The organism is Streptococcus ratti FA-1 = DSM 20564, assembly GCF_000286075.1.
GTDB classification, from domain to species: Bacteria; Bacillota; Bacilli; order Lactobacillales; family Streptococcaceae; genus Streptococcus; species Streptococcus ratti.
In genome coordinates this window covers 47,384-60,113 of sequence record NZ_AJTZ01000005.1, presented here as the reverse complement: position 1 = coordinate 60,113, position 12,730 = coordinate 47,384, and the positions used below count along the sequence as shown (strand labels likewise).

Annotated in this window: 14 protein-coding genes; 4 read left to right on the top strand and 10 right to left on the bottom strand. The window is 41.3% G+C overall.

Features of this window, described 5'->3' with window-relative positions:
- The first annotated feature begins 3 nt into the window (after positions 1 to 3).
- From SRA_RS02270 to SRA_RS02260, 3 genes are read left to right on the top strand one after another with little or no spacing between them, the layout of a single operon-like run.
- A complete protein-coding gene (locus SRA_RS02270; RefSeq protein ID WP_003087196.1) occupies positions 4 to 936 on the top strand; it encodes an ABC transporter substrate-binding protein in 933 nt (310 codons plus the stop codon).
- Positions 937 to 945: 9 nt separating this feature from the next.
- Positions 946 to 1,965 carry a FecCD family ABC transporter permease gene (locus SRA_RS02265; RefSeq protein WP_003087194.1) on the top strand — a complete coding sequence of 340 codons (1,020 nt, stop codon included), beginning with the start codon at positions 946 to 948 and terminating at the stop codon, positions 1,963 to 1,965.
- Positions 1,962 to 2,966, top strand: coding sequence for a FecCD family ABC transporter permease (locus SRA_RS02260; protein ID WP_003087193.1), 1,005 nt, complete (start codon positions 1,962 to 1,964; stop codon positions 2,964 to 2,966). Before SRA_RS02265 ends, SRA_RS02260 begins: the two co-directional genes overlap by 4 nt.
- Positions 2,967 to 3,040: 74 nt before the next feature.
- Here SRA_RS02260 and SRA_RS02255 read toward each other — a convergent pair whose 3' ends face one another.
- From SRA_RS02255 to SRA_RS02210, 10 genes are all read right to left on the bottom strand, one after another.
- On the bottom strand, positions 3,041 to 3,550 hold the full coding sequence (locus SRA_RS02255) for a YbhB/YbcL family Raf kinase inhibitor-like protein (RefSeq protein ID WP_003087191.1): 510 nt from the start codon (positions 3,548 to 3,550) through the stop codon (positions 3,041 to 3,043).
- A 25-nt stretch (positions 3,551 to 3,575) separates the two neighbouring features.
- A complete protein-coding gene (locus SRA_RS02250) occupies positions 3,576 to 4,196 on the bottom strand; it encodes an SAP domain-containing protein (RefSeq protein WP_003087189.1) in 621 nt (206 codons plus the stop codon).
- 3 nt (positions 4,197 to 4,199) lie between these two features.
- The gene (locus SRA_RS02245; protein WP_003087188.1) at positions 4,200 to 4,574 is read right to left on the bottom strand and encodes a VOC family protein; all 375 of its coding nucleotides are present in this window, start codon (positions 4,572 to 4,574) and stop codon (positions 4,200 to 4,202) included.
- Positions 4,575 to 4,630: 56 nt separating this feature from the next.
- Complete coding sequence (locus SRA_RS02240) at positions 4,631 to 5,206, bottom strand: type 1 glutamine amidotransferase family protein (protein WP_003087186.1); 576 nt, start codon at positions 5,204 to 5,206, stop codon at positions 4,631 to 4,633.
- 63 nt (positions 5,207 to 5,269) lie between these two features.
- Positions 5,270 to 6,193 carry a helix-turn-helix transcriptional regulator gene (locus tag SRA_RS02235; protein WP_003087184.1) on the bottom strand — a complete coding sequence of 308 codons (924 nt, stop codon included), beginning with the start codon at positions 6,191 to 6,193 and terminating at the stop codon, positions 5,270 to 5,272.
- A 39-nt stretch (positions 6,194 to 6,232) separates the two neighbouring features.
- Positions 6,233 to 6,883: a DUF1803 domain-containing protein gene (locus SRA_RS02230; RefSeq protein WP_003087174.1), complete on the bottom strand. Its 651-nt coding sequence runs from the start codon at positions 6,881 to 6,883 to the stop codon at positions 6,233 to 6,235.
- 154 nt (positions 6,884 to 7,037) lie between these two features.
- Positions 7,038 to 7,973, bottom strand: a complete 936-nt coding sequence (locus tag SRA_RS02225) for a manganese-dependent inorganic pyrophosphatase (RefSeq protein WP_003087157.1) — start codon at positions 7,971 to 7,973, stop codon at positions 7,038 to 7,040.
- Between the two features lie 209 nt (positions 7,974 to 8,182).
- The gene (gene pflA / locus SRA_RS02220; RefSeq protein WP_003087154.1) at positions 8,183 to 8,974 is read right to left on the bottom strand and encodes a pyruvate formate-lyase-activating protein; all 792 of its coding nucleotides are present in this window, start codon (positions 8,972 to 8,974) and stop codon (positions 8,183 to 8,185) included.
- A 355-nt stretch (positions 8,975 to 9,329) separates the two neighbouring features.
- On the bottom strand, positions 9,330 to 10,667 hold the full coding sequence (locus SRA_RS02215; protein ID WP_003087151.1) for a hemolysin family protein: 1,338 nt from the start codon (positions 10,665 to 10,667) through the stop codon (positions 9,330 to 9,332).
- Positions 10,668 to 10,706: 39 nt separating this feature from the next.
- Positions 10,707 to 11,801: an AI-2E family transporter gene (locus SRA_RS02210; RefSeq protein ID WP_003087148.1), complete on the bottom strand. Its 1,095-nt coding sequence runs from the start codon at positions 11,799 to 11,801 to the stop codon at positions 10,707 to 10,709.
- Positions 11,802 to 11,877: 76 nt separating this feature from the next.
- Between SRA_RS02210 and SRA_RS02205 the strand changes: the two genes are divergently transcribed.
- A complete protein-coding gene (locus SRA_RS02205) occupies positions 11,878 to 12,663 on the top strand; it encodes an ABC transporter ATP-binding protein (protein ID WP_003087145.1) in 786 nt (261 codons plus the stop codon).
- The last annotated feature ends 67 nt before the right edge of the window (positions 12,664 to 12,730 follow it).

Below are 12,730 nucleotides of genomic sequence, written 5' to 3'. Positions count from 1 at the left end.
TACATGAACTTTAAAAAAACTCTTACAGTTTTAATAGCATTTGCTGCTGCACTTATCCTTGCTTCCTGCGGCAATGCTTCAAAATCATCAGATAAAAAAGCGGCTGTTTCCAGCATGCCAAAAATTTCCGGTGTTACTTATTACGGCGAGGTGCCTCAATCGCCCAAGCGCGTGGTCAGCATCACCTCTACTTACACTGGTTATCTATTGAAACTCAACCAAAATCTTGTCGGAGTGTCTTCCTATGACAAGAAAAACCCTGTCCTCAAAAATAAAGTGAAAAAAGCCAAACAAGTGACCTCATCAGACCTTGAAGCCATTACTGCCCTTAAGCCTGATTTAATCGTGGTTGGCTCAACAGAAGAAAAGATTGACCAATTAAAGGACATCGCTCCTGTTATTTCAATTGAATACGGCAAGCGCAATTACCTTGATGTTTTCTCTGACTTTGGCAGAATTTTCAATAAGGAAAAAGAAACCAAACAGTGGCGCACTGCCTGGAAAGTCAAAACCGCCAAAGCCAAGAAAAAATTAACCAAGGCTGTTGGCAGCGATGCTAAATTTACTGTTATGGGACTCTTTGAAAAAGAAATCTATCTTTTCGGCAACAATTGGGGCCGCGGCGGCGAAGTGATCTATCAAGCCCTCGGTTTTAAAGCACCCGACAAGGTCGTTAAAGAAGTCTTTCCGGAAGGCTACTTGTCTGCCTCACAGGAAGTCATCGGTGATTATATTGAGGATTATGTCATTGTCGCCGCAGAGGATAAAAAGACCGGTGCATCGCTGTATGAAAGCGATCTCTGGAAAAATATTCCTGCGGTCAAAAAAGGCCATGTTATCAAGGTTAACGCTAATGCCTTTTACTTTAACGACCCGCTGACACTTGAGTATGAACTGAAAACTCTTCAAAAGGGTATTTTGAAGGCCGTCCAATGAGGTTGAAAAATGCTTATGACATCAGTTGCTCAAGCAAATAAGCCAAAAAACTTTTGGCTTGTTTTTTTCATTATTTTACTGTTATTTATCAGCGGCTTGTATTGCAGCTTGAAATATGGAGCTGTCAGCTATTCAAATGCAGACTTAGTCAAAGTGCTGAGACACCCTCTTACCTCATCTGCTGTTCAAGATGTCGTTATTGATGTCAGAATTCCGCGGATAGCCGGCGCCCTCCTAGTTGGATCTGCTATGGCAACAGCTGGCAGCATTATGCAAGGAGTAAGCAGAAATCCAATTGCAGATCCCGGATTGCTAGGGATTAATGCCGGAGCGGGGCTTGCTCTGGTTATCGGTTATGCTTTTTTCAGACACCTGCATTATAGCTTTATCCTGTTCATTTGTTTGCTGGGATCGGGTCTGGCAGCTGTGCTTGTGTTTTCCTTGTCCTATACACCCAGAAAGGGCTACAATCAGATACGATTGATCTTGGCAGGAGCTATGATCTCAACGCTTTTTAGCGCTTTTGGCCAAGCTATCACCCTTTATTTCAATTTATCAACAGCCATTGTCGGCTGGCAGGCTGGGGGCTTGGTCTCTGTCAATTGGTCGATGATTAAAATCATTGCTCCCTTTATCATTATCGGCTTGATCTTAGCGCAGCTTTTTTCCCACCAGCTGACTGTTTTAAGTCTTAATGAAACAGTCGCTAAATCACTGGGACAAAGAACCTTTTTAATAACTCTGATCCTGCTGGGAATTGTCTTGATTCTGTCTGCCTCTGCTGTTGCGCTTGTGGGCTCTATTGCTTTCGTGGGACTGATTATTCCGCATTTCATCAGAATGTTTATCGGCAGAAATTATCGCTTCCTCCTCCCCCTAACTGCCTTCTTAGGAGCTGTTTTCATGCTCTGGGTGGATTTGGCCTGCCGAACTGTCAATCCCGGCTATGAAGTACCCTTAAGTGCTCTTATCAGCATCATTGGCCTTCCTTGCTTTTTATGGCTGATTAAAAGGGGGCAGCATCTATGAAAAAACATTTACAGACAAGACAGATTTTCATACTGTTGATCCTTTTGCTTTTGATGCTGGCTGTTTTGTCACTCGCCATCGGGGAGAGCAGCTTTTCTATTTTTGATGTTCTCAATGTTTTTATTGGCCAAAGCAACAGTGCTTTGACTATGATTATTGTGAAAGTGCGGCTGCCTAGAATCCTTGTCGCTCTGCTGGCAGGTGCCTCTTTAGCTTTAAGCGGTATGCTTTTACAAACGCTGACCCACAATCCCCTAGCTGATTCTGGTATTTTAGGAATCAATACCGGAGCGGGTATGACCATTGCCTTGACTATTTCTTATGCCAGTCTGGAAAAGCGCTGGGTTATAGCCTTTTTACCCTTTTTTGCCATGATGGGGGGCTGTCTGACAATTTTAGCGGTCTATTTAATGGCCCGCAAGAAAAACAATAATATCAGTCCTGCCCGTCTCATCATCACAGGAGTCGGTGTCAGTACCATGCTGTCAGGAATCATGGTTTCTATTGTCGGCAGTATTGATCGCTACAAGGTGGATTATATTATTGGCTGGCTGAGCGGCCGTCTCAGCGGTGACAACTGGACAAGTTTAGCTATCCTATCCCCTTTCTTACTTATTCTTTGGGGGCTTACCTACAGCCGCAGCCAGATACTTAATATTATGAGTTTAAACGATCACACGGCTCTGGCACTTGGCTTAAAGCTGCAAAGAGAACGGCTGATAACGCTGATTCTAGCCACAAGTCTGGCAGCTCTCAGTGTCATATTAGCCGGTAATATCACCTTTATCGGCTTAGTCGCAGGCCATATCAGCCGAAAAATTTTAGGGAATAACCACTTTATCAGCTTACCTGCTGCCATGCTGATTGGCATGCTCATACTGCTGCTTGCTGACACTATCGGACGTGTTTTTCTCATTGGTACAGGAATTCCAACAGGACTTATCGTATCCATTTTAGGTGCTCCCTATTTCCTCCACTTAATGACAAAAGCAGACAAATAAAAAGAGAGGCATGAATACCCCCTCTTACCAATATTCTTAAAAAACAAAACCCCTGCAATAGCTCCAAAGCTTGATCATACCATCATTGGTCTGGAATCTTGATTCCAGATCTTTTTGTTCCCAAAAGAAGCTGTTAGTTGACCTTTCTGTAAAACATGTCCGTCCATAGCTCTTAAAAGGCTGCTTTTTCGCGTCCAGCGATTCAAACTTAAGGAACAGTCTAAACTGTAAATCGTAAAGCGATATTGATGATTTTGACCTAGCGGAGGTTTTGGACCGGCATAACGATGCCAGCCGTAGGCTATCCCCTGCCTAGCTCCTTGAGGGATTGCTACTTCAAAACCCTGAGGCAAATTGTCCTTAATGTGACTGGAAGCCGGAAGATTCCAGATGAGCCAATGGGTGAATTCCTTTTTAAGAGGATGGGTCAAATCTTCCAAAGTAATAGCAAGTGTTTGGGCTTGAGGAGAAAGATTCTTGATGTAAAATTCAGGTGACCTGTCTTCTCCCTTTCCTGTATGTTCAAGCGGAAATTCTCCACCCTCAGGAATGGTCGGACAACTAAAATCTAATCTTTCTATCATGTCAAACACCTCCCTTCTACTCTCTTTAGTCATTTCCTAACACATTTGAATACCTGTCCCATAATTGAGATGAGTAAACTTTGGGACCATCTGAATCTCTGACTTCTCGCCAAAGAATAGCTGCTGCTTTCATTTTATTTTTGATAGCAGCGGTTTTTTTATCGGCACAGAAATCTTTGTAAAATTGATTCCACTGGCAAGCCCTGTTATCATACTTAGCATAATGTGACTTGCCTTCATACAGGTCCAGCATATCTTGAAGCGTAAAGGACCAGTCATTTTCCTCTTTCACTTTTCGCCAGGCCGTTGCCATATCCGCAGTGAATTTAAAAGGCTCAATACCAGTCTGCTCAGCAAAATAGGCCCGAAAGGTTTGATTAAAGGCAAAGCCACAAGCCAGAAGCGGGCTATCTAAGGCAATCTTTTTGACAGCCTTATTACCAACGGCCTTAGACCTGCTAGGCTTTGCAGACTTCACCACTTCGCCTGCAAAATAAGCCTTGATAAGAGCAATTAATTCCTGCTTTGTTCCGGAACAGCGATAGCCCAGCCGTCGACAAATCTGCGATAGTTCTTTCCGATACCAATAATACTTGCAAAACGCCTCATAGGTTTTAATTTGAAAAAAATCAGGACGATTGGCCATAGTCTACTCCTTCTTATGGCAAACAGCTTCAATGTTATTGCCATCTGGGTCAATCAAGAAAGCGGCATAATAGTTAGGATGATAGTTTTCTCGAATACCTGGAGAACCGTTATCAGCCGCACCAGCTTTCAGACCAGCTTGATAAAAAGCTCTGACTTCTTCTCGTGTTTGAGCATTGAAAGCAAAATGCAATGGCGGGAACTTTTCGCCCTTACTAACCCAAAAATCCCCCGCAGGATCTGTACTACGAGTTTCTGAAAAACTGGCACAAAAAGGATTGTCAACCTTTAGCTCATAACCTAGAGGTGCTAAGGTTGCTTGATAAAAGGCTTTGCTTTTTCCCAAATCTTTTACAGTAATGCCAAAATGATCAATCATAATCTACCTCCTCCTTATTATACATTTTTTCAAAACAAGATGATATTAAAAGCTGTTTAATGATAGAAGCCCACTTTATTAAAATGATACCACTCCTCTATTTCTTGAGGGGTTTTAACATTTAGTAAGAAGAAAATTTCTCTAGCAAATTCTAAGGCTGCTGTCCCGTTTGCTGTTACAATACCGCCGTCACTGACTGCCTGTTCTTCTACATAAAAGGCTTCTCCACGATAATGAGGAGCTTGTTCTTTCATCCATTCAAGGGTATTGCCAGTATGCTTGACATGATCCAAGTAACCATTTTCAGCTAAAACATTGGTAGCGGCACAAATGGCAGCAATTGGTATGTGATGGCGAACAGCATAGTCTACTACAGGTAAGATTTCAGTATTTTTCCCTGCCAGCCAACTATCTCCGCCAGGAATAATCAAGAGTTTAAATTCCTTAGGATAATCCATCAGATCATGGTCAGGAATCACGCGAAATCCGCCCATGGATATTTTAGGCCCTTTATCTAAACCAATGGTTTTAATCTGAAAGGGACTGTCCTGCCTATTTAATTCTGCGCAAACATAAGCTGGCTCCCAGTCAGCATAGTCATCAAAGACATAAACAAGAATGTCATTTTTCATTGTTCTACCTGCTTTCTATTTTATCAGCTATTAGTATAAACGAAAAAAGATGACATCTTTATGTCATCTTTTATAAAAGGATTGGATTTCGTCCAACTTTTTTTCAACCTGTTGCTGTAGTTCAATCGGCTCAAGAACCCTGACCTTTTCTAGTAATTGAAAGACCAAATCACAAGCCATGGCCAAATGTGCCGTATAAAAGATCATCACGCCTTCCTTTTCAGAAGCGGCTAATATGGAAGCATCCAGTACCTTGGTTATCGCAAAAGCATCCTCAGGATTGTAAGCCAAAATAACCTTGGTATGGCCTTCCATCGGTTCTAAAGAAAAATCAGAATAAGCTGTGCTTTGTAATGTTAAAGCTGGATAAGGACGGCCTAGGAATTTTTCTTCCAGCAAGGTTAAAGATGCCATTCGCTGCAGTTTAAAAAGACGAAAGTCCTGACGATTGTGACAAAAGGCATGCAGGTACCAAGCTGAATCTTTAAAGACGAATTGATAAGCTTCAATTTTCCGCTTCCTTCTGCCAGAACTTGAAATATAATCCAATAAGACACAAGATTTTCCTTCAATGGCCTCTTGCAAGATATCAATTTTCTTTTGAATGAAACTGTCTGCATACCAAGAAGAAAAATGGATATCATAATCTGCTGCGGGGTTACCCTTTTCCTCAGGCAAAAGTTTTGCTATCAGGGCAGTCAATTCTGGCTGCTGCTTAATGCTTTGCAAGCCCTTTAAAGCAGAATAAAGATTTTTAGTATCTGCCTTTGATAAGATACGCCTATCTATCTTATAGTTTTTCATCAGCGAAAGACCGCCATTGCGGCCAGCATAAGAAATAATAGGAAATCCTGCTTGACTGAGACTTTCCAAATCTCGATAAATCGTCCGCCTGGATACTTCAAATTTTTCTGCCAACTCTTTAGCCCTTACCCTATCTCTCTCTGAAAGCAGGGACAAAATAGCCAATAATCTTTCTAATTTCATTTTTCCTCTATTGCTCTTAAGAACGCTAAAAGAGAGACCTTATGATGAAAAAATCAATTTCTCTTTATCGAAAGTCAACTTCAAACCATAACCCTGCTCATCTAACGGTTCCAAATAACCTAAAAGCGCCAAAGCCTGAACAAAGATATCCGGACGCTTCTGCTTGACCACATCCTTGCGACCAAACTTCAACAAAAAAGTCGTCATATACTTGAGGGCATACTCCTGATTAACATCACCCAAAAGATTATACAATTCTTTTTGTTCTTTTGATAGAGGCAGATTTTCGCTGAGTTTAAAAAAGTAATTGGACAGCGTTAAAGAATCCCTGCTAATAGTTGTTTTCTCGACAATAAGCGCCTTGTTTGTCTGATTGGACAGACAGGTTTCAAAACTTAAAGCCAGTAAATCCCGATAAGTGGACGATTGATCATCTACAAAAATCTGGCTGGCCACTGTCAGGCCTTCAAGATTTTTTAACAGTTCAAAAGCATTACTGTAACGCTTATTTTCACGTAAAATATAACCTGCCTGCACATAGTCTTCAATAGAGCGCTCTAAATTCTTAATGTCAGAAAAATCTTTCTTAATCTGCCGGAGTGTAACATTATCATGAATGTGCAGATAATGGATAAGCTCTGTGAAAAATGGCTGGCGTGTTAATTTGCTGCCATTATAAATTTTAATCATAAAAATATTATAGCAGAAAATTAGCCTTCTAGACTGAATTCGATGAAAGTGCCTTTAATAAAAATAATTGATAGACACTTTAAAAAGCTTTAAAGTCTACAGAAGACCTCAAAAAAAGAGGTGGAATTTTTCCTATCCTCTTCTTTTCGAGATTTTATCCATTAAAACTTTCTGTCAATTGCGGTACAACTTGTTTCTTACGAGAAACGGCACCTGCCAAGAAAGCATGATTATTTTCTAAGGTAAAGTTAAAGGCGGCTTCGACTTTATCCATATTTGATCCGAGTGCCAAGATTTCTGAGTTTGAGTTAAGGATGTCAGTAATCATCAAGACAAAATCAGAATAGCCATTGGCTGCGCGAGAATTTTCGATAGCTGCTTCGATTTCATCTTGACGAGCCAAAACTTCGTTGATGTCAACGGTGTTGACTTGAGCGACACGGACATTATTGCCATTCAGTTCAAAGGTTTTGGCATCAATGTCAATCAAGGTTTCTGCTGACTTGCTAGCAAGGTTTGTACCTGCTTTAAGCATAGCTAGGCCGTATTCTTCAAGGTTGACACCTGCTAATTCAGCTAATTCCTGAGCTACTTGATGATCTGTTGCATGGGTAGTCGGCGATTTCAACAGAAGAGTATCTGAAATCAAACCTGACAGCATGAGACCTGCCAATTCTTTTGGTACAGCGACATTGCTTTCTTTGAACATGCGGTAAACGATTGAGCTGGCTGATCCTACAGGTTCCAAACGCATGAAGAGTGGGTTAGCAGTTTCAAAATTAGCCACACGGTGATGATCAACCACACCATAAACCGTCACATCTTTGATATCTGAAATGGATTGTTGGAATTCATTGTGGTCAGTCAGGATGACAGTCCCCACACCTTCAGCCTTAGCTGATTCTACCACGCGCGGTGCTTTCACACCAAAGTAATCAAGAACAAATGCTGTTTCTTCATTAGGCCTCCCCAAAGCAACAGCCTCAGTATCCAATCCATAAGCTTCTTTAGCCAAATAAGCAAAAGCAGCTGATGACCCAATAGCATCTGAGTCTGGATTTTGGTGACCAAAAACTAAAATTTTAGACATAATATTACCTCGTTTTTATTTTTCATCTCATTTTACCAAATTTGATGTCATTAAGCAAAAGAAGCTTTAACCGGATTTTAAAGACTTTAAAGATTGTCATTTAAGAAGCTGCAAAAAAGACCGAAAATATTAATTTCGGCCTTCTATAATCAGTTATGAGAACAAAACACATAGAAGAGCTGTCTTTTCAAGCTAGCATCTTTGGACTGTTAGCCATTGATTCTGCGCTTGTATTCCTCGTATGTTTCTGTGTGCATGAGCTCTTTGGCATTGCGAACACGATCCGGTGTCGGCGGTTTGACACCCTCCAAGGCATAAGGAATTCCCAGCTCATGCCATTTGAATACTCCCATTGTGTGGTAAGGAAGCACTTCAAAACGCTCAACATTTTTCAAGGTCTTGACAAACTCACCCAATTTGATCAAATCTTCATCACGATCTGTCAGACCCGGCACTAAAACGTGACGAATCCAAACAGGCTTACCGATATCAGACAGATAACGAGCGCAGGCCAGAATAGTTTTGTTGCCGTGGCCGGTCACAATCTTATGCTGTTCAGGGTTGATTTCCTTGATATCTAAAAGCACCAGATCAGTGACTGCCATCAATTTATTGTATTTTTCCAGATAGCTGGGCGTATTTCTAAAGGTAAGCGCACAGGTATCCAGAGTTGTATGAATACCCTTTTCTTTAGCCAAGGTAAAAAGAGCAATCAAAAAGTCAATTTGAAGGGTCGCTTCACCACCGGAGACTGTGATGCCTCCCTTATCGCCCCAAAATCCCTTAAAACGCAGAGCCTCCTCCAAAACATCTTCTGCTGTTCGCTCTGTTGCTCTATCATTGGTCATTGCCCAAGTGTCTGGGTTATGGCAGTACTGACACCGCATTTGACAGCCCTGCATAAAAACGACAAAGCGCACGCCCGGACCGTCAACAGAACCAAAAGATTCTGTTGAGTGAACAAGCCCGGTTACCTTTCTGTAGTCAATTTCTTCTGTCATAATTTTCTTTCCTGTAAACGTTTATCTGATATTATTATAACACTTTAAAAGTAAAAAAGACTAACATTCTGTTTAGTCTCAACTTGAAGACAAAGTCTTTTGTGAGACTTTCCTTAGGTGATGCGGACGGCAGCGACTTCCTTCGGAATTCCATGCCTAAGATTTGAGCCTAAGGTCTCAAATCTTCCGAGTGGCAGAAACAATGGGGTTTCTGCCACTTTTATCACGGCGGAAAGTCTCGGATTAAGGCTCGCTTCGCTCGCAAACCAAAGCCATTTAATCGATAGTTGAAGAACTTCAAAGCATGTTTGCATTGAAAAATGTGTTTGTCTACACTCTGAGACTAACATTCTGTTTAGTCTTTTTCATCTTCTGTTTCTTCAATTTCTGTTACCAGCAATTTCAGTTTGGTTATGCGTCCGTCCTTAACCTTGTCGTTGATTAGCTCTAGGTGTTTATTATTGCTGTCAACAGTGAAATGCTCCTTTTCGTCCTGGCTTGGAATCGTTCCGACACCGGTCAGGTAAAAGCCGGCAATGGTGTCAACATCATCACTTTCAAGGTTCGTTTCAAAGTATTCATTAAAGTCATTGAGAGTCATTGTCCCTAAAACAATATAAGTGTTCTCTGCAATTTCCCGAACAGAAATAGAAGTCCTATCAGTTTCGTCATCAATTTCACCGACAATTTCTTCTAGGAGGTCTTCCAGAGTCACAAGGCCTGCCACACCGCCGTATTCATCTAGAAGAATAGCCATTTGATTTTGAGTATTTCGAAGAGCCGTCAGGAGGTCATTGACAAAAATAGTCTCCGGCACAAAAAGCGGTTCCTGCAAAATGCGGCGCAGGTTGATATGATCAAAACCTTCTTTGAAACCGGCATCTAAGAGCCTTTTTGTATGAATAAGACCGATAATTTTATCCTTATCCCCATCATAAACAGGAATACGGGAAAATCTCTCATTTAAAATAGCCTGAATAATATCACTTGTATCATCATTGATATCAACCATAAAAGCATCGGTCCGAGGAACCATAACCTCACGCGCCATCAACTCATCAAGTGAAAAGACGCCCTGCAGCATTTCGATTTCATCAGCATCCAGGGTTTCTTCGCTGTTTGTCAGCATATATTCGATTTCATCACGCGTCATTTTCTCATCAGCATCATCAAAAGTCATCGGCGTGATACGGCTCAGCAGATTAGTTGAAGCTGACAAAAGCCAAACAAAAGGACTGACAAGCTTACCCAGCAAAATAATAAGCGGAGCTGAATACACTGCCAGACTGTCCTTTAAATTCATGGCAATGCGCTTGGGATAAAGCTCTCCTAAGACAATTGAAATATAAGTCAAAAACGCAAGAGCGATGATACTGCCTGCAGTTCGTGCTGTCGCCGAATTGCCGAACCAGGCAGCAATTTCACCTCCCAGAGAATCTGCTAAACTTGCTCCAGACAGAAGGGTGATAAGGGTTATGCCAACTTGAATAGTTGAGAGAAAATGATTTGGCTTTTCTAAAACCTTCAAGAGACGGATGTACTTTTTGTCGCCTTCTTCAGCTTTTTGTTCAACGCGCGCACGATTTAAAGACACCAGAGCCATTTCAGTGGCTGAAAAAAAGGCATTGCAAAGCGTCAAAATAAGCAGTATTAAGAATTGTAAGATTAAGGATTGACTACCAGGGTCTTCCATATTTATTATTTTTCTCCTAAATGATATATAGTCAGTCTATTATAACACAATTTTGTTTTTCTTGTGATACTCATAAACACCAGCGATGAATTTTACGATTTCCTTGATAATAGCATAAGCCGGTACTGCAACTAACATGCCGACAAGCCCTGCAATATTGCCGCCTAGGACTAAAAGCACCATAATGGTCAAAGGATGGATTTTCATGGTGCTGCCAACAACACGCGGATAAACAATATTGCCGTCAATCTGCTGCAGGGTCATGATGTAAATAATAGCGATAATCATTTTTTTAGGATCACTGACAACATAAGCTAAAATAACGGGCGTCAATCCCAGATAAGGACCGACATAAGGAACAACATTGGTGACCCCGGCAACCAAGGCAAAGAGAAAGGCATACTGAATACCCATGAAATGATAGCCAATGAGAGCAAAGACAAAGATAAAGGCCGCATCAATCGCAACACCGCTGATATAGCGTGAAATCGTCTTATTCATCTGTCCCATAAGCTTACTGATATCATGGGTGTCATTCTTCAGAATAGAGCGCTCCAGCATAGGCAGCAGCCCTTCACCATCCTTTAACAGATAAAATAAAATAACCGGTGTGAGAATCAATATCATCACGGTATTTGTAATCATGAAAACGATACTGGAAACACTGACTGTCACACTGTTGAGAACATTTTCCAAAATATCCACATAAGACAGGTTGAATTGTTTCAAAAGAGCGTTAATATCAATATTTTTAAAGGCCGGATTGTCTTTCCATTCATTGAATAAATCCTGCAGTCCCACATAAATATTCTGACTGGCTGATATCAGATCCGTCAGCTGATTAATTAAATTAGGAATCAGGCTGGTAATCGAGAAGACCAGTAAGGAAATTAAAGCCGCAAAGATAATGACAATCGCCCAAATCCGCTTCATCTTAAGACGTTTTTCTAAGAAAGTAACAGCAGGATTGGTAATATAATAAAGAAAACCGCCCAGCAAAAAGGGCATAAAGAAGGTCTTAGCAACACTGAAAAAGGGGCTGAGGAGACTTCCCATCTGCCGCCAGATAAAAAGAATCAGGGTCAGCAGCAAAACCTCTACTGTCCAAAAGAATAGTCTGTTGTTCTTAAACATAATCTCTCCTTTTGCGCTTATTTTATCATATTTTTGTGTTATAATAAATAACAATTAAAGGACAAAGAGGTAAAAGATGGCACTTATTTCCATGGAACATGTAACCTTGAAAAGACAGGGCAAAACCTTGCTCAGCAATCTTAACTGGCAGGTTAATAAGGGAGAACATTGGGCCATTTTGGGACTCAACGGTTCCGGTAAGACAACCTTGTTAAAACTGATTATGGCCGAATACTGGTCTTCAGAAGGGAAGGTTGAAGTTTTGGACACTAAATTCGGCCAGGGAAACATTCCCGATATGCGGACTAAAATTGGTGTTGTCGGCTCTTTTATTGCTGAGCGCCTGCCGAAAAATATGCTGGCCGAAAAAATTGTCCTGACCGGAAAATACAAATCCAGCATCCTTTATAAGGCTTACGGTGATAAGGAGCTGGATGAAGCGCGTGATATGCTGAGAGCTATCGGCGGAGAACACCTGCTCGGCCGCTCCTATGCCAGTCTGTCTCAGGGCGAAAAACAGCTCCTTCTCATTGCCCGCAGCCTGATGGAAGATCCTGAAATTATCATCTTGGATGAAGCAACAAGCGGTCTTGATCTCTTTGCCCGTGAAAAACTGCTGCAGCAAGTTGATATGATTGCTAAACTGCCGCATGCGCCTTTGATCCTCTATGTGACTCACCATGCTGAGGAAATCACCCGTACTATGGATCACATTCTTCTCCTAAAGGAAGGAAAAATTGTTGCTCAGGGCAAAAAAGAAGATATTATCACTCAGGAAGTTCTGTCAAACTTCTACGACAATCATGTAAAAATTATTCCTATTGATGAGGAGCGCTTCTTTATTAAACCAGAACTTTCATAAATAAAAAGCACCATAGTCTCTTTAGTAACAGTGCCTTGCAGAGAGATTATGGTGCTCTTTATCTATG